The 24,745-nt window shown below is 60.2% G+C and carries 21 protein-coding genes; 11 read left to right on the forward strand and 10 right to left on the reverse strand.

Annotated elements, in window-relative coordinates:
• Nucleotides 1-114: 114 nt before the first annotated feature.
• Nucleotides 115-2,355, reverse strand: coding sequence for a TonB-dependent siderophore receptor (locus M8370_RS17845; RefSeq protein WP_045293333.1), 2,241 nt, complete (start codon nucleotides 2,353-2,355; stop codon nucleotides 115-117).
• A 67-nt stretch (nucleotides 2,356-2,422) separates the two neighbouring features.
• Here M8370_RS17845 and fes point away from each other — a divergent pair, with 67 nt between their 5' ends.
• From fes to entF, 3 genes are read left to right on the forward strand one after another with little or no spacing between them, the layout of a single operon-like run.
• Nucleotides 2,423-3,697, forward strand: coding sequence for an enterochelin esterase (fes, locus tag M8370_RS17850; protein WP_284038900.1), 1,275 nt, complete (start codon nucleotides 2,423-2,425; stop codon nucleotides 3,695-3,697).
• A gap of 10 nt (nucleotides 3,698-3,707) precedes the next feature.
• On the forward strand, nucleotides 3,708-3,920 hold the full coding sequence (locus M8370_RS17855; RefSeq protein WP_013097641.1) for an MbtH family protein: 213 nt from the start codon (nucleotides 3,708-3,710) through the stop codon (nucleotides 3,918-3,920).
• Complete coding sequence (gene entF, locus M8370_RS17860; protein WP_250021524.1) at nucleotides 3,917-7,774, forward strand: enterobactin non-ribosomal peptide synthetase EntF; 3,858 nt, start codon at nucleotides 3,917-3,919, stop codon at nucleotides 7,772-7,774. Before M8370_RS17855 ends, entF begins: the two co-directional genes overlap by 4 nt.
• Nucleotides 7,775-7,860: 86 nt before the next feature.
• Here the strand turns inward: entF and fepC are convergent, their stop codons facing one another.
• From fepC to fepD, 3 genes are read right to left on the reverse strand one after another with little or no spacing between them, the layout of a single operon-like run.
• Nucleotides 7,861-8,661, reverse strand: a complete 801-nt coding sequence (gene fepC, locus M8370_RS17865; RefSeq protein WP_020684607.1) for an iron-enterobactin ABC transporter ATP-binding protein — start codon at nucleotides 8,659-8,661, stop codon at nucleotides 7,861-7,863.
• Nucleotides 8,658-9,650 (reverse strand): iron-enterobactin ABC transporter permease, encoded by a 993-nt coding sequence (gene fepG / locus M8370_RS17870; RefSeq protein ID WP_038418881.1) that lies wholly within the window; start codon nucleotides 9,648-9,650, stop codon nucleotides 8,658-8,660. The genes fepC and fepG overlap by 4 nt, the downstream gene beginning before the upstream one ends.
• Entirely contained in the window at nucleotides 9,647-10,654 is a 1,008-nt protein-coding gene (fepD, locus tag M8370_RS17875; protein WP_029883758.1) for a Fe(3+)-siderophore ABC transporter permease, read from the reverse strand. The genes fepG and fepD overlap by 4 nt, the downstream gene beginning before the upstream one ends.
• A 108-nt stretch (nucleotides 10,655-10,762) precedes the next feature.
• Between fepD and entS the strand changes: the two genes are divergently transcribed.
• Entirely contained in the window at nucleotides 10,763-12,010 is a 1,248-nt protein-coding gene (gene entS, locus M8370_RS17880; protein ID WP_038981022.1) for an enterobactin transporter EntS, read from the forward strand.
• Nucleotides 12,011-12,056: 46 nt separating this feature from the next.
• Here the strand turns inward: entS and fepB are convergent, their stop codons facing one another.
• Nucleotides 12,057-13,016, reverse strand: coding sequence for a Fe2+-enterobactin ABC transporter substrate-binding protein (gene fepB / locus M8370_RS17885; RefSeq protein WP_013097635.1), 960 nt, complete (start codon nucleotides 13,014-13,016; stop codon nucleotides 12,057-12,059).
• 188 nt (nucleotides 13,017-13,204) lie between these two features.
• On the opposite strand from fepB, the gene entC reads away from it, so the two are divergent.
• From entC to entH, 5 genes are read left to right on the forward strand one after another with little or no spacing between them, the layout of a single operon-like run.
• Complete coding sequence (gene entC / locus M8370_RS17890) at nucleotides 13,205-14,380, forward strand: isochorismate synthase EntC (protein ID WP_038418883.1); 1,176 nt, start codon at nucleotides 13,205-13,207, stop codon at nucleotides 14,378-14,380.
• Between the two features lie 9 nt (nucleotides 14,381-14,389).
• Entirely contained in the window at nucleotides 14,390-16,000 is a 1,611-nt protein-coding gene (entE, locus tag M8370_RS17895; RefSeq protein WP_048972636.1) for a (2,3-dihydroxybenzoyl)adenylate synthase EntE, read from the forward strand.
• A gap of 10 nt (nucleotides 16,001-16,010) precedes the next feature.
• Nucleotides 16,011-16,865: an isochorismatase gene (locus M8370_RS17900; RefSeq protein WP_020684613.1), complete on the forward strand. Its 855-nt coding sequence runs from the start codon at nucleotides 16,011-16,013 to the stop codon at nucleotides 16,863-16,865.
• Nucleotides 16,865-17,617 carry a 2,3-dihydro-2,3-dihydroxybenzoate dehydrogenase EntA gene (gene entA, locus M8370_RS17905; RefSeq protein WP_094916787.1) on the forward strand — a complete coding sequence of 251 codons (753 nt, stop codon included), beginning with the start codon at nucleotides 16,865-16,867 and terminating at the stop codon, nucleotides 17,615-17,617. The genes M8370_RS17900 and entA overlap by 1 nt, the downstream gene beginning before the upstream one ends.
• The gene (gene entH / locus M8370_RS17910) at nucleotides 17,617-18,030 is read left to right on the forward strand and encodes a proofreading thioesterase EntH (protein WP_020684615.1); all 414 of its coding nucleotides are present in this window, start codon (nucleotides 17,617-17,619) and stop codon (nucleotides 18,028-18,030) included. Before entA ends, entH begins: the two co-directional genes overlap by 1 nt.
• Nucleotides 18,031-18,097: 67 nt before the next feature.
• Here the strand turns inward: entH and M8370_RS17915 are convergent, their stop codons facing one another.
• Complete coding sequence (locus M8370_RS17915) at nucleotides 18,098-19,210, reverse strand: M20 family metallopeptidase (protein ID WP_250021525.1); 1,113 nt, start codon at nucleotides 19,208-19,210, stop codon at nucleotides 18,098-18,100.
• A 292-nt stretch (nucleotides 19,211-19,502) separates the two neighbouring features.
• Here M8370_RS17915 and cstA point away from each other — a divergent pair, with 292 nt between their 5' ends.
• Nucleotides 19,503-21,608, forward strand: a complete 2,106-nt coding sequence (cstA, locus tag M8370_RS17920; RefSeq protein WP_250021526.1) for a pyruvate/proton symporter CstA — start codon at nucleotides 19,503-19,505, stop codon at nucleotides 21,606-21,608.
• Between the two features lie 103 nt (nucleotides 21,609-21,711).
• Nucleotides 21,712-21,909 (forward strand): YbdD/YjiX family protein, encoded by a 198-nt coding sequence (locus tag M8370_RS17925; protein ID WP_013097627.1) that lies wholly within the window; start codon nucleotides 21,712-21,714, stop codon nucleotides 21,907-21,909.
• Here M8370_RS17925 and M8370_RS17930 read toward each other — a convergent pair.
• The 4 genes from M8370_RS17930 to M8370_RS17945 form a co-directional block, all read right to left on the reverse strand.
• On the reverse strand, nucleotides 21,906-22,310 hold the full coding sequence (locus M8370_RS17930) for a helix-turn-helix domain-containing protein (RefSeq protein ID WP_023621328.1): 405 nt from the start codon (nucleotides 22,308-22,310) through the stop codon (nucleotides 21,906-21,908). The genes M8370_RS17925 and M8370_RS17930 overlap by 4 nt on opposite strands.
• Complete coding sequence (locus M8370_RS17935) at nucleotides 22,291-22,587, reverse strand: type II toxin-antitoxin system RelE family toxin (RefSeq protein WP_045293352.1); 297 nt, start codon at nucleotides 22,585-22,587, stop codon at nucleotides 22,291-22,293. Before M8370_RS17935 ends, M8370_RS17930 begins: the two co-directional genes overlap by 20 nt.
• 183 nt (nucleotides 22,588-22,770) lie before the next feature.
• Nucleotides 22,771-23,514: an SDR family NAD(P)-dependent oxidoreductase gene (locus M8370_RS17940; protein ID WP_013097624.1), complete on the reverse strand. Its 744-nt coding sequence runs from the start codon at nucleotides 23,512-23,514 to the stop codon at nucleotides 22,771-22,773.
• 57 nt (nucleotides 23,515-23,571) lie between these two features.
• A complete protein-coding gene (locus M8370_RS17945; RefSeq protein WP_250021527.1) occupies nucleotides 23,572-24,660 on the reverse strand; it encodes an oxidoreductase in 1,089 nt (362 codons plus the stop codon).
• Nucleotides 24,661-24,745: the final 85 nt, after the last annotated feature.

A 24,745-nucleotide genomic window follows, 5' to 3' on the forward strand; every position in this document is an offset into this window, starting at 1 on the left:
CCCACAGGGAGAGGGAGCAAACACTAAAAACGGCAACGGGGTTGCCGTTTTGCTTTTACCTCGCCCTCACCCCGGCCCTCTCCCACAGGGAGAGGGGGGAAGTCACTGCCTGTATCAGAATCGGGTATTCACGCTCATATACCACGTGCGGCCTGGCTCATTATAGGTATAAGCCCCTGCGCCGTACATATAGGCACCCGTCGAGGTATTCCCGGTGGTCTGGGCATTACCCGCACGCCACTGGCGTTTGTCGAAGACGTTATCCACGCCGCCGGTCAGGCTGACGTTTTTGGTCACGTCCCACGTCGCGCTCAGGCCAAGGATGCTATACGGGCTGACCTCGTCTTTCTCTGACCCGGTCACCGGCTGACCTTTGTAGTTATACTTCTTCGGCTGCTGCTTGCCGTACCAGGTGAAGGTCGACTGGAGCGACACATCCTGATGCACCTGCCAGCTCAGGGTAGAGTTCAGCGTGTACTCCGGGATGATCGACAGACGGTCGCCGGTCTCCTTGTTCTTGCTCTGCAACATGTAGGTGATGTTGTTGGTCCAGTTGATGGTATCGCTGACCGGCACGTTCAGGGAACCTTCCAGGCCTTCAACCACCGCTTTCGGCACGTTCTCCCACTGGTAGATATCGGTGGTGACTTTGCTGGTGGAGGTCTGGCCGATTGGCGCATAGCCCGCTTCAATCTTGTTGCGATAGTCGTTGCGGAACCAGGTCACGCCCGCCAGCCAGCCGTCGCGTTTCCACTCCAGTCCAATCTCTTTGTTGATACTGGTTTCGGCTTTCAAATCGTCGTTACCCATCATGTAGCAGCCCACGCCGTCACCGCTTGCGTAGCAGCCCTGGCCCTTGCTGTATAACAGGTAGTTCGGGTTGGTCTGGTACAGGCTCGGTGCTTTGTAAGCACGCGCAATACCCATCTTCAGGGTGAAATCATCCCCCAGACCCTGCGACAGGTTCAGGGACGGGCTCCAGTTGTTACCCACGATGGTGTGATGGTCGAAGCGCAGCGCCGGGGTCAGCATGGTGCTGTCGGTCAGCTCCATATTGTTTTCCGCAAACAGGGAGAAAATCTCTGCGGAGGTATAGGGGCTGCGATCGTCGCTCATCCCTGGAATGGTCCCGCCCTGCAGGGTTTGCGAGAAGGAGGTTGAATCCTTCATGCGCTGCTGGTTCCACTCGGTGCCCAGCGTCAGGTTCTGGTTGACGATGAAATCAATCGGCAGGTTGATCTCACTGTGCAGCATGACGTCGGCCAGGTCGGTATCGGTGAATTTATCGCTGTTGAACAGCCCTTCGGTTCCTCCGGCCAGCCCTTCACCCAGACGCGAGTTGCGGGTGTGTTCGTACTGTGCCCAGTTGCTGGTGGTAATGCCGTTATCCCAGCCGCCGTTCCACGTGACGGCGAAGTTCTGACGATAGATACGGTTGGTCTCTTTACCGTAGTTCTTCTTCACCAGCGCATTGTCGTTGTTGGTGTTCTGGGTATCACCGGCGTAGAGGTTGTTCTGGCGGCTGTAGCCCGCTTCAAACTCCAGAGACTGCATTGGCGCAAAGTCCCAACGCACCACGCCATTGATGTCTTTGTTTTCTACCCCTTCACGGCCTGCAGGCAGGGTGTTGGCATAGGCGCCGGTACGCTCGGACTGATGGCCCTGGTTGATGTCCCATGCATCGGCCTGGGTTTTGTCGAGGTTACCGTACATGCGGAAGCTGAAGTCGCCGCCCAGCGGGCCGCTCAGGCTGAAATTGGTGCGTTTTGTGGAACCTTCATCCTTGTGTTCAGGCGCGTTCAGATAGGTGTTCCAGGAGCCGTGCCACTGGTCGTCGAATTTTTTGGTGATGATGTTCACCACGCCACCTGCCGCACCGTTGCCGTAACGCGCGGCGGCCGGGCCACGGATCACTTCAATACGCTCGATCATCTCTGGCGGCACCCAGCCGGTATCACCGCGGGTGTCGCGCTCGCCGCGCCAGCCCAGACGAATCGAGTTACGGCTGGTCACCGGCTTGCCGTCGATCAGGATCAGGGTGTTTTCCGGGCCCATACCGCGGATATCAATCTGGCGGTTGTTACCGCGCTGGCCGCTGGTGGAGTTACCGGTCAGGTTAACGCCTGGCATGGTGCGGATGATTTCAGACACGTCACGCGCGGGCGGATTTTTACGGATCTCATCGGCGGTAATGGTGGAAACCCCCGGCGCCTGCAAATTCTGCTCGGCGGCGGTGATCACCATGGTGTCTTCATGCTGCGCGGAGGCGGTATTGTCGTCTGCCATGGCAGGCAGCGCGACGCCATAAATCCCTAAATTGACCAGCAAGGCCAGAGAGTGAATCTTCTTATTCATTGGATGTCCCGCTTTTATGGTTTCTTATGAACGCGCTTCCCACAGCGCGGGCATTACGCTATTGCAAATGCAAATAGTTATCAATAATATTATCAATAAAATTTGTCCTGAAACAAAAAAGACTGTTAAACATGAGGTTAGAAGGGTGACGGTGTTAACAACGGGAAGTGAAGCCTGGTGGCAGTCGAAAAACGGCCCGGAATGGGTGCGTGAAGAGGGGAAATATCGGGTCACCTTCTGGTGGCGCGATCCGGCGGGAACGCAACACACCTCGGCGGTGAAACGCGTCTGGCTGTATATCACCGGCGTAACCGATCACCATAAAAATGCCCGCCCACAATCCCTCGAACGCATCCCGGATACCGACGTCTGGCAATGGCAGGGCGAGTTCAGCCCCCAGTGGCGCGGCAGCTACTGCTTTATCCCCTCAGAGAATACAGACGATTTCGCGCCCGATGTGTTTCACGGTGAGCAGCCGAATCGCCTGGCGCTGCGCGAAGGCTGGCGCAAGCTGCTGCCGCAGGCGATGTCCGACCCGCTTAATACCCAGAGCTGGCGAGGCGGGAGGGGACATGATGTCTCTGCGCTGGAGATGCCCGACGCTCCGGTGCAGCCCGGCTGGGATCGCCCCAATACGCCATACCGGCAGCCGGTCTGCATTGACTGGCAGAGCAATCGACTGGGCAACCGTCGTCGCGTCTGGATATTTACCACCGGCGATGACGATCCGGAACGCCCGCTGGCGGTGCTGCTCGACGGCCAGTTCTGGGCCGAGAGCATGCCCGTCTGGACAGCGCTGACGGCGCTTACCCTCGGACGCAAACTGCCGCCTGCCGTCTACGTTTTAATCGATGTGATAGATATGGCGCATCGCAATAACGAATTGCCCTGTAACCCCGATTTCTGGCTGGCGGTGCAGGAAGAACTTCTCCCTCTTGTAAAACAACGCACGCCATTCAGCGACCGCGCAGACCGTACGGTGGTCGCAGGCCAGAGCTTCGGTGGACTCTCCTCGCTTTATGCCGCACTTAACTGGCCGCAGCGTTTTGGCTGCGTGCTGAGCCAGTCCGGCTCTTACTGGTGGCCGCATCGCGGCGGGCAGCAGGAAGGGCGGCTTATCGCCCAACTGAAAGCGGGTGAAAAAACCGCACGCGGCCTGCGCATCGTCCTTGAGGCCGGGCGCAACGAGCCGCTGATTTACCGCGCGAATCAGGCCATTTACGACGAACTGCACACACAGCAGGTTTACTGGCGTCAGGTTGACGGCGGACACGACGCGCTTTGCTGGCGCGGTGGGCTGACGCAGGGGCTGATGACCCTCTGGCAGCCACTTATTCACTAACGGAGTCTGTATGGAATTCAGCAATCCTTTCGATAATCCGCAGGGGCAGTTTGCTATTTTGCGTAACGATCAGGGGCAGTACAGCCTGTGGCCGCAGCAGTGCGAATTGCCCGCAGGCTGGCGCGTGGTATGCGAAGCGCAATCGCAGGACGCATGCCAGCAGTGGCTGGCCGAACACTGGCAGACGCTCAGCCCCTCTAATTATGCGGGGGAGCATGCATGAACCGTCTGCCGCTTGTTGCCGCCCAGCCGGGCATCTGGATGGCGGAGCAGCTTTCCAGCCTGCCGAACGCCTGGAGCGTGGCACACTACACCGAACTGAAAGGCGATATTGACGCACCGCTGCTGGCAAAAGCCATTGCCGAAGGCATGATGCAGGCCGACACTCTTCGCATGCGCTTCACCGAGGATAACGGTGAGGTGTGGCAGTGGGTAGATGCAACAATGACGCTGCCTGAACCGGAAATCGTGAATGCCGGTTCCCATGACGCCGCCGTGGCGCTGATGGACGCCGACCTTAACCAGAACCTTCGTGTCGACAGCGGTCAGCCCCTGGCGTTTCACCTGCTGATTCAGATCGGTCCGCAACACTGGTACTGGTATCAGCGCTATCACCATTTAGTGGTCGATGGCTTCAGCTTCCCGGCGATTACCCGCCAGATCGCCGCGATTTATGCCGCGTGGAAGAGGGGTGAGCCCACGCCTGACTCCCCGTTTACGCCGTTCGCCGGGGTGGTGGACGAGTATCAGCGCTACCGCGACAGCGAGGCGTATCAGCGCGACGGCGCCTTCTGGGCTGAGCTGCGCAAACAGCTTCCTTCTCCGGTCTCGCTTTCCTCTGCGCCGCTGCCGGGGCGCGCCGCCACCACCGACATCCTGCGCCTGAAAATCGCCGCCGATGGCCGCGCCTTCAGCCAGCTTGCGCAGGCCGCAGGGCAGGTACAGCGCACCGATCTGGCGCTTGCGCTGGTGGCGCTGTGGCTGGGCCGTCTCACCGGACGGCTGGACTACGCCGCCGGGTTTATCTTTATGCGCCGCATGGGCTCCGCTGCGCTGACCGCAACCGGCCCGGTGCTCAACGTGCTGCCGCTGGCGGTGAATATTCATCCGCAGGAGAGCCTGCCGGAACTGGCGCAGCGCCTGGCAAACCAGTTGAAAAAAATGCGTCGCCACCAGCGCTACGACGCCGAGCAGATCGTGCGCGACAGCGGGCGTGCCGCGGGGGATGAAGCCCTGTTCGGCCCGGTGCTCAACGTCAAGGTATTCGATTATCAGCTGGACATCGCCGGCGTGGAGGCCACCACCCACACGCTGGCCACCGGCCCGGTGAACGATCTGGAGCTGGCATTGTTCCCGGACGAGCAGGGTGGGTTGAGCATTGAGATCCTCGCCAATAAACAGCGCTACGATGAAACCACGCTGGCCCGTCACGTGGCGCGCCTGAATGCGATGTTGACGCAATTTGCCGCTAACCCGGACCTGCGCTGCGGCGAGGTTGAAACGGTCTCAGAGCAGGAATACCAGCAGCTTACACGCATCAACGACACCGGGCTGGCGCTACCGTCCACCACGCTTGCGGAACTGGTGGCGGAACAGGCGAGCAAAACGCCGGACGCGCCCGCGCTGGCGGATGCGCACATCGAGCTCAGCTATCGCCAGATGCGCGAGCAGGTGGTGGCACTGGCGCATCTGTTGCGTGAGCGCGGCGTGAAACCGGGCGACAGCGTGGCGGTGGCGCTGCCGCGCTCGGTATTCCTGACGTTAGCGCTGCACGGCATTGTGGAGGCGGGGGCCGCGTGGTTGCCGCTGGATACCGGCTACCCGGACGATCGTCTGCGGATGATGCTGGAGGACGCGAAGCCGTCGCTGCTTATCACCACCGACGAACAGCGTCCGCGCTTTAGCGATCTGTCCATTGGGACGTTTAGTTACAACACACTATTACCGGCTGCGGATGCTGAACCGCTGCGGCTGGCGAAGCCGGAGCAGACGGCGTACATCATCTTTACGTCGGGCTCGACAGGGCGTCCGAAGGGGGTAATGGTCGGGCATACTGCCATCGTTAACCGTCTTAAATGGATGCAGGATCACTACCCGCTGACGGCGTGCGACGTGGTGGCACAAAAAACGCCGTGCAGCTTTGACGTGTCGGTCTGGGAGTTCTGGTGGCCGTTTATCGCCGGGGCGAAGCTGGTGATGGCCGAGCCGGACGCGCACCGTGATCCTCAGGCCATGCAGCAATTCTTTGCGCACTATGGCGTTACCACCACCCACTTTGTGCCGTCGATGCTGGCGGCGTTTGTCGCCTCGCTGACGCCGGAAAACGCCGACTGCTGTAAGAGCCTCAGGCAGGTATTCTGCAGCGGGGAAGCACTGCCGACGGAACTTTGTCGCGAATGGGAGCGGCTCACCCACGTGCCGCTGCATAACCTCTACGGCCCGACGGAAGCGGCGGTGGACGTTAGCTGGTATCCGGCATTTGGACCAGAGCTGGCGGCAGTTGCAGGTAACAGCGTGCCGATCGGTTTCCCGGTATGGAACACCGGGTTGCGGATCCTGGATGCGATGATGCGCCCGGTACCGTTTGGCGTGGCGGGCGATCTCTATCTCACCGGCATTCAGCTGGCGCAGGGGTATCTGGGGCGTCCGGATCTCACCGCCAGCCGCTTTATTGCCGATCCGTTCGCGCCGGGCGAGCGGATGTACCGTACCGGTGACGTCGCCCGCTGGCTGGACAACGGCGCGGTGGAGTATTTAGGCCGCAGCGACGACCAGCTGAAAATTCGCGGCCAGCGCATCGAGCTTGGCGAAATCGACCGGGCGATGCTGGCGCTGCCTGACGTGGCTCAGGCGGTGGCGCACGCCTGCGTGTTCAACCAGGCGGCGGTCACGGGCGGCGATGCCCGTCAGCTGGTGGGATATGTGGTTTCTGAATCCGGTTTACCGCTGGATCGCGACGCGCTGCTTGCCTCACTCAGATCGCAGTTGCCGCCGCATATGGTGCCAGTGGTGCTGCTGCAAATCAGCGCGCTGCCGTTAAGCGCAAACGGCAAACTGGATCGCAAGGCGCTGCCGCTGCCGGAGCTGACCAGCAAAACCAGCGGACGCGCACCGGAAAGTGCAACCGAAATTGCCGTCTCGCAGGCGTTTGCGTCTTTGCTGGGCTGCGCGGTAAACGACATCGAAGCCGACTTCTTTGCCCTCGGCGGCCACTCGCTGCTGGCGATGCGCCTGGCCGCACAGCTCAGCCGTACGTTCGCCCGCAAGGTGACGCCGGGGCAGATAATGGTCGCCTCTACGGTCAGCAGGCTGAGTGCTCTGCTGGATTCGCCGATAAGCGACGAGCAGGCACAGCGTCTGGGTTATGAAACCTTGCTGCCGCTGCGCGAAAGCGACGGCCCGACGCTGTTCTGCTTCCATCCGGCTTCCGGTTTCGCCTGGCAGTTCAGCGTGCTGGCGCGCTACCTTACCCCGCGCTGGTCCATTACCGGAATTCAGTCGCCGCGCCCGGAGGGGCCGATGCAGCAGTGTGCGGATCTGGATGGGGTGATTGAACATCATCTGACTACGTTACGTGCCCGGCAGCCCCACGGGCCGTATTACCTGTTCGGCTACTCGCTTGGCGGTACGCTGGCGCAGGGGATTGCTGCGCGTCTGCGTGAACAGGGCGAAACCGTCGCCTTCCTTGGTCTGCTGGATACCTGGCCACCGGAAACCCAGAACTGGGCGGAAAAAGAGGCCAACGGACTCGACCCGGCGGTGCTGGCCGAAATTGAGCGCGAGCGACAGGCGTTTATCGCCGCCCAGCAGGGGCAGGGCTCCAGCGCGCTATTCAACGCCATTGAAGATAACTACGCCGACGCGGTGCGGCTGCTCACCACGGCGCACAGCTCGCGGTTTGACGGAAAAGCAACGCTGTTTGTTGCCGAGCGCACGCGAACGATAGATCCGCAGGTGGCGTGGTCGCCGTGGGTAAATGAACTGGATGTATACAGCCAGGATTCCGCCCATGTGGACATCATTTCGCCGCAGGCGTTTGAGAAGATTGGGCCGGTGTTGCAGAAGATGTTGGGGTAGTGATTTCCCCTCACCCTAACCCTCTCCCACGGGGAGAGGGGATGGTTTGCTCCCTCTCCCTGTGGGAGAGGGCCGGGGTGAGGGCATCAGCGCGCACGCTTTCCAAGCGGCACCACCAGCGGCGTGCCCGCCACCGGGTCGTCAATAATCATGCAGCGCATGCCGTAGATCCGCTCAATAAGCGCTGGCGTCACAATCTCCTTCGGCGCGCCCTGCGCCACAATTTCGCCGTCGCGCAGTGCAATTAAATGCGTGGCATAGCGGCAGGCCTGATTCAAATCATGCAGCACCGCCGCCAGGGTGTAACCCTGCGTGCGGTTGAGCTCGCTCAGCAACTCGAGCAGATCGATCTGATGGCTGATATCAAGCCAGGTCGTCGGTTCATCCAGCAGCATAATGGAGGTCTCCTGCGCCAGCACCATCGCGATCCACGCCCGTTGACGCTGGCCGCCGGAAAGCGTGTCCACGCTCTGCCGGGCAAGGTCGGTAATGCCCGTTGCCTGCATCGCGCGGTTCACCGCGTCTTCATCTTCCTTGCGCCAGCGGGTAAACAGCGGCTGGTGCGGATAGCGTCCGCGTGAGACCAGCTCCTGCACCGTGATGTCTCCCGGCGTGGTGGCGTTTTGCGCCAGCAGCCCGATGCGCCTGGCCACCTCTTTACTGGCAAAGCGCTGGATCTGCTCGCCGTCGAGGAATACGTGGCCTTCAACCGGTGTCATCAGGCGACTGAGGGTGCGCAACAGGGTCGACTTGCCGCAGCCGTTCGGGCCGATAATCGCCGTGAAATGGCCGTCAGGAATGTTGACGGTTAAGTCATGGGCAACGATTTTTTTGCCGTAACCGAGAGTAAGGCTTTCGCCGCGCAAGCGGGTGGTTGAATCGGTCATTTCTTGCGTGACTCCTGAACGAGCAAGACGATGAGGTAAATCCCGCCAAGGCTGACGGTGACAACGCCCACCGGAAGTTGATAAGGCATAAACAGCCGCTGGGCGCAGAGATCGGCGGCCAACAGTAACATTGAGCCGCACAGCGCCGCCTGGGTTAAGCCCCAGCGGGCCGTACCGCTAAGACGACGCGCAATGTGAGGGGCAACAAGGGCGATAAAGGAGATGGGTCCGGCAATCGCGGTGGAGGCCGCGGTGAGCAACACGGCGACCAGCATCAGCATCAGACGCGAACGCTCAACGCCGACCCCCAGCGCACAGGCGCTGTCGTCACCCATTTCCAGCAGCCGCATGCGCCGCACCAGCAGCAGCGCGGCGATAAACATCAGCAGAATCAATGGCGCGGCTGGCCAGACTTTGCCCCAGGTCAGGCCGTTGAGGGAACCGGCATACCACAGCCCGGCCGACAGCGCCGTTTCCAGCGAAGCCTGCAAGAGCAGCCAGGTATTGAACGCCATCAGCATGGCACGCACGCCGATACCGATAATGATCAGGCGGAAAGTGTCGATACCGTTGCGCCAGGCAAGCAGCCAGATCACCAGCGCGGTCAGTATCCCGCCGGTCATCGCCGTCACGGTGATGGCCGTCAGATGCTGACCAAACAGCACCATCGCGACCAGCACGCCGCTCCAGGCACCGGTGTTGAGACCCATTACATCCGGGCTGCCGAGCGGATTGCGCATCAGCGACTGGAAAATCGCGCCGCTGACGCCAAGCGCGGCACCCACCAGCATCGCCATTGCCACGCGCGGCAGTCGCCACTCCGTCACCACCATCGTGACAGCGCGCGGGGCGCTGCCGGTGAGCGCGTTAAACACCTGGGCGAGATCGAGCGTCACCGCGCCGCTGCACAGGCTTGCGATCGCCAGCATCAGAATGGCGATAACCAACAGCGAAACGCTGACGATCAAACGACGAGAGGGGGCCATCATGCGTCACCTCCGCGTTTACGTCGTACCAGGAAGATCAGGACCGGTGCGCCGATAAAGGCGCTGACCACCGAAACGCGCAGTTCGCCGGGAACCAGAAGACGCCCGACAACATCAGCGAACAAGAGCAGGACCGGGGTGGCCAGCAGCGTCACCGGCAGAGACCAGCGGTGATCGGCCCCCACCAGCCAGCGCGACAGATGCGGCATCATCAGCCCGATAAAGGCAATCGGGCCGACCACTGCCGTCGCACTGCCGCACAGCACGGTAATGACCACTAATCCCGTCAACTGGGTTCGCGCCACGCGGTTGCCGAGCGCGGTGGCGGTGTCGCTGCCAAGGCTCAGGCTGTTCAGCGCCCGGCTTAAACCGAGTGCCACGGCGGCGGCAATCATCACCGGGATGACCACCACCTTAAGCGTCTCCAGCGTGCGGATATCCAGCGAACCGGCCTGCCAGAAGCGGAGCTGGTCGTAAACGTCCGGGTTAAGCAGGGCAATGCCGTTAGATAACCCTTCCAGCACGGCGGCAAGCGCCACGCCCGCCAGCGTCAGACGTACCGGGCTAAGCTGCCCGCCGCCCTGGCTGCCGGTGAAGGCGACAATCAGCGAGGCCGCCAGCGCGCCGCAAAAGGCCATTACCAGTTGTTCTGAGGGAGAGGTAAACCCGAACAGCGCCGCACCAAGCACAATGGCAAAGCTGGCACCGCTATTCACGCCAAGAATGCCGGGGTCAGCCAGCGGGTTGCGGGTGAGGGTTTGCATAAGTGCCCCCGCAAGCCCCAGTGCGCCACCGGCAAGTAATCCGGCCAGGGTACGGGGCAGGCGGGCATCCAGCACGATGGTGCAGTCGGCGCTCTGACAGGTACCAAAGAGCGCATCAACAATCACGGAGGCGGGCAGCGGTTTCGCACCAACCAGCAGACTGAGCGCCATCGCAAGGATTAACAGCAGCAATAACACGGGCACGGCAACAGCGCGCACCGCAGAAGAAGAGGAAAACGACATAGCAACATCCATGATTTGATAATGATAGTGATTATCGTTATCTATCTTATTTGGCTATGTTAGCATGTGCGCCCATGGAATGGGTAGAAATAGACTCAAGGTCTTGTCATGAATCAAAAATCCTGGCTGATTAACCTCAGCCTGCTGAAGACGCACCCGGCGTATCGTGCCGTGTTTATCGCGCGTTTTATCTCCATTTTGTCCCTCGGCCTGCTCGGCGTTGCCGTCCCGGTACAGATCCAGACGTTGACGCACTCAAGCTGGCTGGTCGGGCTGTCGGTCACCTTAACCGGCGGGGCGATGTTTATCGGTCTGATGATCGGCGGCGTGCTGGCCGACAGGTACGAACGCAAGAAGCTGATCCTGCTGGCACGCGGCACCTGCGGGGTGGGGTTTGTCGGATTGTGCCTGAACGCAATGCTGCCGGAACCCTCCTTACTCGCCATTTACGCCCTCGGGCTGTGGGATGGTTTCTTTGCTTCGTTAGGCGTGACGGCGCTGCTGGCCGCCACGCCCGCGCTGGTAGGGCGCGAGAATCTGATGCAGGCGGGGGCAATTACCATGCTCACCGTCCGTCTTGGCTCGGTGATATCGCCGATGGTGGGCGGCCTGCTGCTGGCCACCGGTAACGTGGCGTGGAACTACGGCCTCGCGGCGGCGGGGACGTTTATCACCACCTTAACCTTGTTGCGTCTGCCGCTTCTGCCACCGCCACCGCAGCCGCGTGAGCATCCGCTGAAATCGCTGATGGCGGCGATCCGGTTTCTGTTCAGCAACCCGCTGATTGGTGGTATTGCGCTGCTCGGTGGTCTGCTGACGATGGCGAGCGCCGTACGCGTGCTGTATCCGGCGCTGGCGGGGGTGTGGCAGATGAGCGCCTCAGAGATTGGCGTGCTGTACGCCGCCATTCCGCTCGGCGCGGCGTGTGGTGCGCTAACCAGCGGCAGGCTGGCGCAGAGCGCGCGTCCAGGGTTGATTATGCTGTTGACGACACTGGCATCGTTTATCGCGATGGGGTTCTTCAGCCTGATGCCGGTCTGGGCGCTGGGTGTGCTGTGTCTGGTGCTCTTCGGCTGGCTGAGCGCCATCAGTTCTCTGTTGCAGTACACCCTGATCCAGACCCAGACGCCGGAGGGGATGCTCGGGCGCATCAACGGCCTGTGGACCGCGCAAAACGTGACGGGCGATGCCATTGGCGCGGCGATCCTCGGTGGGCTGGGGGCCGTCATGACACCGGTGGCTTCGGCGAGCACCAGCGGGTTTGCGTTAGCCGTTGTAGGTGGGATCCTGTTAATGGTATTAGCAGAATTGCGCCGGTTCCGGCAGGAAGTTGTATTGAACGACGGTGCGGCCTGATGCCCCCACCCCGCCCCTCTCCCACGGGGAGAGGGAGGGAAAATGCCTACTTAAACAATGCATTTAATCTCTCTAACACCAGCATCGCGCTGTAATAATCCAGGCGGAACGTCTCCGTTCCCAGTGCCCACACGCGTTTATTCTTCACCGCAGGCAGGTGAGCCAGCAGCGGGTTGGCGTAAATCGCCTCAACGTCTTTTTGATCGCCGGCAAACAGGAACAGGCCTTCACCGTTCAGCCCGGTAGCCAGATTTTCACCGCCTAACTGGATGATGTCGTGACGTTTGCCCTGACTTTTTGAGGTGTGCAGCCCGGCAGGCAGTTCGGCCAGGGTAAAGCCTAACTGGTGCAACAGCTGGCCCTGGGCAGACTCCGCGGTCCACAGGTTAGCGCTGTGCGCGGCAGCGGTGTACACAATGGCGTTCACCGGTTGCGGCGGCAGCGTCATCTGCTGTTTCACCTGCGCGAGTTGTTTATCGAATGCTGCAATGCGTTCGGCGGCCTGTTTTTCCTGTCCGGTTATCGTGCCTAGCTGCTTCAGCAGTTCCTGCCAGCTTTTGTCGTCGTAGTTGATGATGAGCGTCGGCGCGATGGCGGAGAGCTGATCGTACAACGCCAGGGCCGAATCTCCGCCGGTCGCGCTAATCAGAATCAGATCCGGCATCTGCGCCGCCACCGCTTCCGCACTCGGCTCGCCAATGTACAGGCGCGCCACGTTGCGCTGTTTCGCAATATCACCCCACTGACGTAAAAAGCCCTGCGCATCCGCCACGCGGTTATTGGGCGTAGTCGCCCCGCTGGCCACTACCGGAGCGTCAATTGCCAGCAAAGAGCCGGTCAGGGTCACGCTGGTGGAGACAATGCGCGTGGGTTTGCTCTCCAGGGTATGCACGCCGCGGCTGTCGGTTACCTGACGCGGCCAGTCGGCGGCGATGGCTGAGGTTAGTCCTAAAACAAAACATCCCGTTAAAAGAAGGGCATTACGGCAAACGGCGGGGAATTTCACAACGCGGCATCCTGTTCTCTTTGAAGTTAATGCTTCTCATTTTCATGATTGCGGCGAGGGGATGCAAGCGATACTCGCACAAGATGTTCGCTCTGCGGTTGACACCGGCGCGATGTGGGATTAGGTTAGCCAACGAAAATATAAATGATAATCATTATTGCTTCTTTTATCATTTTATGGAGGATGATATGGATACGTCCCTGGCTGAGGAAGTTCAGCACACCGCGACCACGCTGCCATCAGACAGCTTTTTCTTTATGTCGCCTTACCGCAGTTTTACCACGTCAGGCTGTTTTTCCCGTTTCTCTGAACCCGCCGAGGGCGGTGATAACCCGTCGGGGGCCTTCCAGCAGAAACTGGCTCAGGCTTTCCGCAACGCGAAGGCCAGCGGCATTGCCCATCCCGTGATGGTGGGTGCCATCCCGTTCGATACCCGCAAGCCCTCATCCCTGTTTATTCCGCAGCACTGGCAGACCTTTTCACGCCCGGCGCGTCAGCAGTCCGCGCGCTATTTTTCCGCTTCCCAGGCGTTGAGCGTGGAAACCCGCACTGAGATCCCGCCGCAGCCCGTGTTTGAAGAGATGGTTGCCCGTGCGGCAGCGCTCACCGCCACGCCACAGGTGAACAAAGTGGTGCTGTCGCGGCTGATTGATATTGCGACGGATAAAACGATTGATAGCGGCGCGCTGATGGAGCGACTGATCGCCCAGAATCCGGCCAGCTTCAACTTCCATGTGCCACTGGAAGATGGCGGCGTGCTGCTGGGCGCGAGCCCGGAACTGCTGCTGCGTAAAGAGGGGACACACTTTAGTTCTCTGCCGCTGGCGGGCTCTGCGCGTCGTCAGCCGGATGACGTGCTGGATCGCGAGGCGGGTAATAAGCTGCTGGCCTCCGAGAAGGATCGCCACGAGCACGATCTGGTGACCCAGGCGATGAAAGCCATTCTGGCACCGCGCAGCCATCATCTCAGCATGCCAGCTTCCCCGCAGCTGATCACCACCCCAACGCTCTGGCATCTGGCGACGCCAGTGGAAGGGGAGGCCCGTGAAAATGAGAACGCCCTGACCCTGGCCTGTCTGCTGCACCCGACGCCTGCGCTGAGCGGTTTCCCGCATCAGGCGGCAAAAGAGCTGATTGCCGGGCTGGAGCCGTTCGACCGCGAACTGTTTGGCGGCATCGTTGGCTGGTGTGACAGCGAAGGCAACGGCGAGTGGGTGGTGACCATCCGCTGCGCGCGTTTGCTTAAAAATCGCGTTCGCCTGTTTGCCGGTGCGGGCATTGTGCCAGCCTCCTCCCCGGTGGGCGAGTGGCGCGAAACCGGGGTGAAGCTCTCCACCATGCTCAACGTTTTTGGTTTGCACTGAGGAATCATCATGACCATCCCCTTTACCCGTTGGCCTGAGGAGTTTGCCCGGCGCTACCGTGAAAAAGGCTACTGGCAGGATCTGCCGCTGACCCACATTCTGACCGACCACGCGGAGAAAGATACCGTCGCCATTATTGACGGTGAACGTCACCTGACCTGGCGCGCGTTCAACCAGGCGGTGAATAACCTGGCCTCCGCCCTGCAGGGGCAAGGCGTGCGTCGTGGCGAGACCGCGCTGGTTCAGCTCGGCAACGTGGCTGAGTTTTACATCACCTTTTTCGCGCTTCTGCAGGTGGGTGTGGCTCCGGTGAACGCGCTTTTCAGCCACCAACGTAACGAGCTGAACGCCTACGCCGCACAGATCAAACCCGCGCTGCTGATTGCCGACCGCGAGCACGCCCTGTTTGCAGGCGATGATTTCCTGAACCGTTTTGTGGATGAACATCGCTCTGTGCGTGTTGTCCTGCTGCGTGGCGATAACGGCGCACATGCCCTGGAGGCGGCCATCGCCCACCCGGCGGCCCATTTTATCCCCAACCCCACGCCCGCCGACGAAGTGGCGTTCTTTCAGCTTTCAGGCGGCAGTACCGGCACGCCAAAGCTGATCCCGCGTACGCATAACGATTACGACTACAGCATTCGTCGCAGCAACGAAATTTGCGGCATTACCGCGGATACCCGCTATCTGAATGCGCTACCGGCGGCCCATAACTACGCCATGAGTTCCCCGGGTTCGTTAGGGGTATTCATGGCTGGTGGCTGCGTGGTGCTGGCGCACGATCCGAGCGCCACGATCTGCTTCCCGCTGATTGAACGCCATCAAATTAACGTCACCTCGCTGGTACCCCCGGCGGTCAGCCTGTGGTTGCAGGCGATTGCCGACGGCGCGGGCAATGCGCAGCTTAAATCGCTGAAGCTGCTGCAGGTGGGGGGCGCACGCCTCTCCGCCACGCTTGCCGCGCGTATTCCGGCGGAAATTGGCTGCCAGCTACAGCAGGTGTTCGGCATGGCGGAAGGGCTGGTGAATTACACCGCTCTCGATGATACCCCGGATCGCATCATCCACACCCAGGGCCGTCCGATGTGCCCGGATGACGAAGTATGGGTGGCGGACGAGCACGGCAACCCGCTGCCGCGTGGCGAAACAGGGCGTCTGATGACCCGCGGGCCGTACACCTTCCGCGGCTATTTCAACAGCCCGGAACACAACGCCAGCGCCTTTGATGCCAACGGGTTTTACTGCTCCGGCGATCTGATTGCCATCGACGAGCAGGGGTACATCACCGTGCAGGGGCGCGAGAAAGATCAGATCAACCGCGGCGGGGAGAAGATCGCCGCTGAAGAGATCGAAAACCTGCTGCTGCGCCATGAGGCGGTGATCCACGCCGCGCTGGTGAGCATGGAGGACAGCCTGTTGGGCGAGAAAAGCTGCGCGTTTCTGGTGGTGAAACAGCCGCTGCGCGCGGTTGAGGTGCGTCGCTTCCTGCGCGAGCAGGGCGTTGCCGAATTCAAACTGCCGGATCGCGTGGAGAGCGTGGATGCGCTGCCGTTAACGCCGGTCGGCAAAGTCGATAAGAAACAGTTGCGCCTGTGGATCGCTGAACGCGCCCGGGCCTGAGGAACAGAGTATGGCTATTCCAAAATTAACCGCTTACGCGCTGCCAACTGCCGCAGAGTTGCCGACAAGTAAAGTGAACTGGGCGTTTGAGCCTGAACGTGCCGCGCTGCTGATCCACGATATGCAGGAGTATTTCCTGAACTTCTGGGGCGAAAACAGCGCGATGATGCAGCAGGTGGTGGCGAACATCGCCAGGCTGCGCGCGTACTGTAAAGCGCACAACATTCCGGTTTACTACACCGCCCAGCCGAAAGAGCAGAGCGACGAAGACCGCGCCCTGCTGAATGACATGTGGGGCCCGGGCCTGACCCGCTCCCCGGAGCAGCAGCGCATCGTCGCTGAACTGACCCCGGACGAAGCGGACACCGTGCTGGTGAAGTGGCGCTACAGCGCGTTTCATCGCTCGCCGCTGGAGCTGATGCTGAAAGAGACAGGCCGCAATCAGCTGCTGATCACCGGCGTGTATGCCCACATCGGCTGCATGACCACCGCCACCGATGCGTTTATGCGCGACATCAAACCCTTCTTTATTGCCGACGCGCTGGCAGATTTCACCCGCGAAGAGCACCTGATGTCGCTCAACTATGTGGCGGGGCGTTCCGGCCGCGTGGTGATGACCGATGATCTGTTGCCGTCGGTTCCGGCCTCAAAAGCGGCGCTGCGTGAGCTCATCCTGCCATTACTCGATGAAACCGACGAACCGATGGATGACGAAAACCTGATCGACTACGGCCTGGATTCGGTGCGCATGATGGCGCTCGCCGCACGCTGGCGTAAAGTCCACGGCGATATCGATTTCGTGATGCTGGCAAAAAATCCGACCCTCGACGCCTGGTGGGCGCTACTCTCCCGCGAGGTGCAGTAATGGTTTTTGATTTCACCGGCAAAACCGTCTGGGTGACAGGGGCGGGTAAGGGGATTGGTTATGCGACGGCGCTGGCCTTTGCCGACGCGGGCGCGAAGGTGACCGGATTCGATCTGGCCTTCCCGCAGGGAAATTATCCGTTTGCTACCCAAACGCTGGACGTATCTGACGCGGCGCAGGTGAGCGATGTCTGCGGGCGCTTGCTCGCCGTAGAGGAACGTCTGGACGTACTGGTCAACGCCGCCGGCATTCTGCGCATGGGCGCCACGGACCAGCTTTCGCAGGAGGACTGGCAGCAGACGTTTGCGGTCAACGTTGGCGGGGCGTTTAACCTCTTTCAACAGACGATGGGCCAGTTCCGTCGTCAGCAGAGCGGGGCGATTGTCACCGTGGCGTCCGACGCGGCCCACACGCCGCGCATCGGGATGAGTGCCTATGGCGCCTCGAAAGCGGCTCTGAAAAGCCTGGCCCTCACCGTCGGGCTGGAGCTGGCGGGCAGCGGCGTGCGCTGTAATCTGGTGTCGCCGGGGTCAACGGATACCGATATGCAGCGCACCCTGTGGACCTGCGACGATGCGGAGCAGCAGCGCATTCGCGGTTTTGGCGAGCAGTTTAAGCTGGGGATCCCGCTCGGGAAAATTGCCCGTCCTCAGGAGATTGCCAGCACGATCCTGTTCCTGGCCTCCGATGCTGCCAGCCATATCACCCTGCAGGATATCGTGGTGGACGGCGGCTCCACGCTGGGGGCGTAATGATCTGGAAACGCCATTTATCGTTAGATGCGCTGAACGCCACCAGCCAGAACACGCTGGTGGCGCATCTGGGCATTGTTTATACCCGCCTTGGCGACGATACGCTGGAAGCGGAAATGCCGGTGGATGCGCGCACCCATCAGCCGTTTGGCCTGCTGCACGGTGGCGCGTCGGCGGCGCTGGCGGAAACGCTGGGCTCGATGGCTGGTTTTCTGATGACCCGCGACGGGCAGAACGTGGTGGGAACGGAGCTGAATGCTACCCATCATCGTGCGGTAGCGCAGGGGACCGTGCGCGGCGTGTGTCAGCCGCTGCATCTGGGTCGATCCAGCCAGAGTTGGGAGATTGTGGTGTTCGACGAGCAGGGACGGCGGTGCTGTACCTGCCGGTTGAGTACGATGGTGCTGGGGTAATGTTGTGCGGCCTGTTGCCCTCACCCTAACCCTCTCCCACAGGGAGAGGGGACGGTGTAGTACAAAATTAGAGCATTGAGACGACGCGTTTAAGTAACCGAATTCGCGGCGCAATGGACGCTTTGTCCAGCCACTCCGCCGGGCTGTGGAAGCCCGCGCCAATCGGCCCTAAGCCGTCAAGCGTGGGGATACCCAGCGCAGCGGTGTGGTTGGCATCGCTGCCGCCGCCGACCGCCTGCCAGGTAATGGCGATGCCTTCCGCTTTACCTGCCGCTTCAACCTGCTGCATCAGTGCCTGAGTCGCAATGCTTGCTGCCATCGCCGGTTTGTGATTGACCCGCGTCAGCGTCGTCGTCACACCCTCTAAAAAGCCTTTTTCACATAAGGCTTCCAGCGCCTGATTCACCCGGTCGTACTCGTCGTTTTCCCAGAAGCGAACGTCGAGCTCGGCCACGGCGTGGTCCGCCACCACGTTTGCCGCGCTGCCGCCGCTAATCACCCCTACGTTGAGCGTGGTGCCGCGCGACCCGTCGCTCAGCGCATTCAGGGCAACGATGCTGTTTGCCAGCGCAGTGATTGCCGAACGGCCTTTTTCCGGGTCGTTACCCGCGTGTGCCGCCACGCCCTTGAAGGTAAGGTGATAGCCCGCCATACCTTTACGTGCTTTCACCAGAGAGCCATCAGCACGGGCAGCTTCGCACACCAGCACGCAGCGGGAGCGTTGTGCCAGCGCACCGATCCATTCGTGGGAGTATACCGAGCCCGTTTCTTCGTCCGGGTTCATCGCGACCGCGATTGCCAGGCGATCTTTATCCGCAGGATCTAGCTCGCGCATTGCCCACAGAATATTGAGCAGTCCGCTTTTCATATCAGACACGCCGGGGCCGTAGAGACGCGTATCGTCCTCGCTCAACGGGCGTTCGGCCACGGTGCCGGGGGCAAAAACGGTATCAAGATGGCCGACCAGCAGCACGTCGAACTGCTCTGCCTGCGGCTTGTTGCTGACGAAGAGGCCCGGGCCAACTTTCTCGCCCAGGTTTACCTGCCCGGTATGCCAGCCTTCGCGTTGCCAGAGAGATTCTAAAATGCCAGCCACGGCGGCAACGCCCGCGATGGTCTGGGTGCCGCAGTCCACGTTCACCAGGCTTTTCAGCTCTTCAATGTAGCGATCCAGATTCATTTCCTTTTCCTTGTAAGCGGTAAGCGCGCGATCGCGCAGGGTCATTCTGGCGAGGTTGAGCGTAAAAAAAATGATACAAATCATCCCGTAAGGTTGAGCCAGGACGAAAAACGCAGAAGTGTGACCGATGACAGCGACGGGGTTGTTTCAGCCTGAAAGTGATCGACTTAACACTGTGGTGTAAATCTCTGGTTTGACCACGCATTATTGCGTTTCAAAGTTGTTAAATTTTACGCGTTGTTCTAGAAACAAAATGTAACATCTCACTGTTCCACAACAACGGACAACAACTATGAACAACTCAGGGAAATACCTTACATGGGCACTGCTTTCCGTTGTGGGAGCTTTTGCCCTGGGCTATATCGCCCTCAACCGGGGGGAACAGATCAATGCGCTCTGGATTGTCGTTGCCTCCGTCTGCATTTATCTGATCGCGTATCGTTTTTATGGTCGCTATATCGCCAAAACGGTGCTGGCGGTTGATGGCACGCGCATGACGCCCGCCGTTCGTCATAACGACGGGCTGGACTACGTTCCGACCGATAAGAAAGTGCTGTTCGGTCACCACTTTGCGGCGATTGCCGGGGCAGGCCCGCTGGTGGGGCCGGTGCTGGCGGCGCAGATGGGCTATCTGCCGGGGATGATCTGGATCCTTGCCGGCGTGGTGCTGGCGGGGGCCGTACAGGACTTTATGGTGCTGTTCGTCTCCACCCGTCGCGATGGCCGTTCGCTTGGCGAGCTGGTGAAAGAGGAGATGGGCGCGACGGCCGGGGTGATTGCGCTGGTGGCGACCTTTATGATCATGGTGATCATCCTTGCGGTGCTGGCGATGATTGTGGTGAAAGCGCTGACCCACAGTCCGTGGGGGACTTACACCGTCGCGTTCACCATTCCGCTGGCCATTTTTATGGGGATCTACATTCGCTACCTGCGTCCGGGACGCATTGGTGAGGTGTCAGTGATTGGTCTGGTGCTGCTGGTGTTCGCCATTATCTCCGGCGGCTGGGTGGCAGAAAGCCCAACCTGGGCACCGTTCTTCGACTTTACCGGCGTACAGCTAACCTGGATGCTGGTGGGGTATGGGTTTGTGGCGGCAGTGCTGCCGGTATGGCTGCTGCTGGCCCCGCGTGATTACCTCTCTACGTTCCTGAAAATTGGCACCATCGTCGGGCTGGCTGTCGGTATTTTGATCATGCGTCCGACGCTGACCATGCCAGCGTTAACCAAATTCGTTGACGGTACGGGCCCGGTCTGGACCGGTAACCTGTTCCCGTTCCTGTTTATTACCATCGCCTGTGGTGCGGTGTCTGGCTTCCACGCGCTGATTGCCTCCGGGACCACGCCGAAGATGCTGGCGAATGAAAATCAGGCCTGCCTGATTGGCTACGGCGGCATGCTGATGGAGTCCTTCGTGGCGATCATGGCGCTGGTCTCTGCCTGCATTATCGACCCGGGCGTCTACTTCGCGATGAACAGCCCAATGGCGGTTCTGGCTCCGGCGGGCACCGCCGACGTGGTGGCATCCGCAGCACAGGTGGTAAGCGGCTGGGGCTTTGCCATTACCCCGGATACGTTATCGAGTATCGCCAGTGAAGTGGGCGAGCAGTCGATTATCTCCCGCGCGGGTGGCGCGCCTACGCTGGCGGTGGGCATGGCCTACATCCTTCACGGTGCGCTGGGCGGGCTGATGGATGTCTCGTTCTGGTATCACTTCGCCATTCTCTTTGAAGCGCTGTTTATTCTGACGGCGGTGGATGCGGGGACGCGTGCGGCGCGCTTTATGCTGCAGGATCTGCTGGGCGTGATCTCCCCGAACCTGAAGCGTACCGATTCGCTCCCGGCGAACCTGCTGGCAACGGCCTTGTGCGTGCTGGCGTGGGGGTACTTCCTGCATCAGGGCGTGGTGGATCCACTGGGCGGTATTAACACGCTGTGGCCGCTGTTCGGTATCGCTAACCAGATGCTGGCAGGGATGGCGCTGATGCTGTGTGCGGTGGTGCTGTTCAAGATGAAGCGCCAGCGTTATGCCTGGGTGGCGCTGCTGCCTACTTCCTGGCTGCTGATTTGTACCCTGACGGCGGGCTGGCAGAAAGCCTTCAGCCCGGACAATAAAGTGGGCTTCCTGGCGATTGCCAATAAGTTCCAGGCGATGATCGACAGCGGTAAAATCCCGGCGCAATATACGGAATCACAGCTGTCGCAGCTGGTGTTTAACAATCGTCTGGATGCCGGGCTGACCATCTTCTTTATGGTGGTGGTCGTGGTACTGGCGTTGTATTCTCTGAAGACCGCGCTGGCGGCGCTGAAAGAAGACAAGCCGACAGCGAAAGAGACGCCGTATGAACCGATGCCTGAGAACCTGGACGAGATTGTGACCCAGGCGAAAGGGGCGCATTAACCTGTGTGCCGGGTGGCGCTAGCGCTTACCCGGCCTACATTTCTTATCCTCCCTCTCCCTTTGGGAGAGGGCCGGGGTGAGGGAAACAAACGAGAAATGACTTATGTTCGACACCCTTTCGAAAGCAGGCAAATACTTAGGCCAGGCCGCCAAAATGATGATTGGCGTGCCGGACTACGACAACTACGTCGAGCATATGCGCGTCAACCATCCGGACCAGACGCCAATGACCTACGACGAATTTTTCCGCGATCGCCAGGACGCCCGTTACGGCGGCAAGGGCGGGGCGAAGTGCTGTTAACCCTCTTTCGGTAAATAGAGGCTGATCTGTTCCTGTTTACAGCCGTAGATCGCCGCCAGCTTTTCACGGGTGCGCTTTTGCGGACGGGAGTCCAGCGCTTCCAGCTGTGATACGGCAGACTGGCTGATGCCGAGTTTCTCTGCCACCTCCTGCTGGGACATGCCGCGCAGGATGCGCCAGGCGGCCTGCAGGCTGACGTTCTGCCAGGTCATGATGCTGCAAACCTCACCTGGAAGTTCAACGTCATCCAGCTCATCGTGTTCGACTTCAATATCCTCCAGATCGTCGTCGGTTTCGTCGTCGATTTCCGCCATCTGCAGGCACATACGAAAATATTCATCATAGGGAATAACCACGTACTGCGTTTTTCCGTTATCGTCCTTAATTAGCTGAACAGCCATAGGTGGCTTTCTCCTCGTGCAGGTAAGTTGTTGATGTTCTGCGCTTAACGGCCAAAACATAACAATGGTTATCGGGGTCGTCCCGAAGCGTATAGACGATGCGGTAATCGCCAACGCGTAGCCGGTAGTGATCTTCTGTCGCCGATATTTTTTTTATATCGGGCCGTGGAGCCGAGCGGTCATCCAGCTCAACAAGCTTCAACTCAATGCGACGCTGATATCGCTCGTCAATCTTTAAAAATGCCTTCTTTGCCCCATTGGACCAGACAATCTTCATCCGTACCTCCACTGTACGCCCACACAAAGTATAAGGAAATAATAAGACTATTAGATAAATTCCGAATTTCTTATGGGCTACTGTAGAGCGGAGAACAAATGCAGGTAAGAGGCAAAACGCAAACCGTCGAGGCGGTGCGAAAACGCCTCTGCCGGGCGACAGAGGCTTGCAGAAAATGTGCGATCAGGCGTTCAAACCGCCGTCCACATCCAGCCCCGTACCGGAGATCTGTCCGGCGGCCGGGCTGGCGAGGAAGGTGACCGCCGCCGCGATATCTTCCGGTTGTCCGTAATGACCGACGGCAATCATCTGACGCTGGGCTTCTGCCTGTTCGCCGTCCTCCGGGTTCATATCGCTGTTGGTTGGGCCGGGATGCACCAGGTTCACGGTAATACCGCGGGGCCCCAGATCCCGCGCCAGACCGCGCGTGAAGGAGTTAAGCGCGGATTTGGTCATGGAGTAGACGGAGATACCCGGCATCGCCACGCGGTTTGCCAGACAGCTACCGATATTGATAATGCGTCCGCCGTCAGACATGTGTACCAGCGCTTCCTGAGTGGCGATCACCACGCCGCGAATGTTGACGTTAATCAGGGCATCGATATCCGCCAGCGTCATGGACTCCAGCGGGCCGCCGCGGGCGATACCGGCGTTATTGACCAGAATGTCCAGCCCGCCGAGGGTGCGCGCCGCATGGGTGACTGCGTCCTGAATAGCCTCTGCACTGGCGCTGTCGGCCTGAACCGCCTCACTGTGCCGCCCCAGCGCGCTTATCTCATCAACCACGGCCTGGGCTTTATCGACGGACTTTTCATACGTGATAACCACATCGGCACCGGCGCGTGCCAGCGACAGCGCGATAGCACGGCCCAATCCCCGGCTGGCACCGGTAACCAGCGCTTTCTTACCTGTTAAATCGATCTGCATGATGACCTCGTTGCGAGAGTGGTGAGAATCATCATTAGGTATAGTCGCTCGGCGCGTTTAACGGCTGAAGGATTCCACTTTCTCGAACGCCGCGCGCAGAACGTCAGGTGTGAGCGCCACGGGCAAATAGTGAATCGACTCCACCGGGCGCAGGGTGTGATTGATGACCTTGTCCAGTTCGTCACGGTTGTTGATATCCACCTCCAGCTCGCGAAGCCGGGTCGGCAGGTTAAAGCGCTGATACGCGGTGATAAGCTGCGCCAGCACGTCGTCCTGACCGAGCAGGGCGCTTTGCACCAGAATGCCGTAGGCCACTTTGGTGCCGTGCAGGTATTTTTCCGTCTGCGGCAGGACGGTTAAGCCGTTATGCACCGCATGTGCCGCCGCCACGCGTGTATAACGTTCGCCGAGCCCACCGACCATGCCGCCACCGGCAATAATGGCATCCACCACATCCCTGAATGCCTGCGTTACTTCGCCGCGCTGCTGGTCAGCCAGCGCGTCCTCGCTGCGTTCCAGCAGCACGTCGCGGATAGCCAGCGCGCCGTTAATCCCCAGACGTACGGTCAGCGGCAGGTGTTCAGGCTGCGGTGCGAGTACAACCGCTTCATACCACTTCGCCAGGGTATCGCCGATACCAGCCAGCAGGTATTCCGCCGGGGCGTTAAGGATGATTTGCGGCTCCACCAGCACCAGGAAGTTGGCATCGTCGAAAATTTCAAACTGCAGCGCCTGCCCGGCATCGTTGTACCAGACGGAGAGCGGCGTCCATGCCGCACAGGTAGCGGCGATAGTCGGGATACCCACGAACGGAACGCCCAAACGACGCGCCACGGCTTTGACCGTATCCATCACCGCTCCGCCGCCAACACCAATCACCACGGCCGCCTCGCTGCCAGATTCATTCACCAGATGGGTGACGTCACGCTCGCTGCAGTGGCCTTTGAACAACAAGTGTTTTGCGCCGGGGGCCGCAAAGCTCTCCGGCAGGTAGGGACGAGCGCCTTCAAGCGCGCGTTCGCCGTAGATCCACACCGCGCGGGAAAGCTGCTCCGGGGTGAAGAAGTCATGCAGATGCGCAAGGCTTCCGGGGTGAGAAAAGTAGTTCGCCGGGCCGGGAACGACGCGGATATCGGTGTTGCTCATGGTGTTGTCCTTTTTTAGCAAGCGCTAACCCGATGTTATGTCTGGACATCCGGATGGCTAATAATATTTGGCTTTATCTTATGCC

This window comes from Enterobacter cloacae complex sp. OE43NF (genome assembly GCF_023544405.1).
GTDB lineage: Bacteria > Pseudomonadota > Gammaproteobacteria > Enterobacterales > Enterobacteriaceae > Enterobacter > Enterobacter cloacae.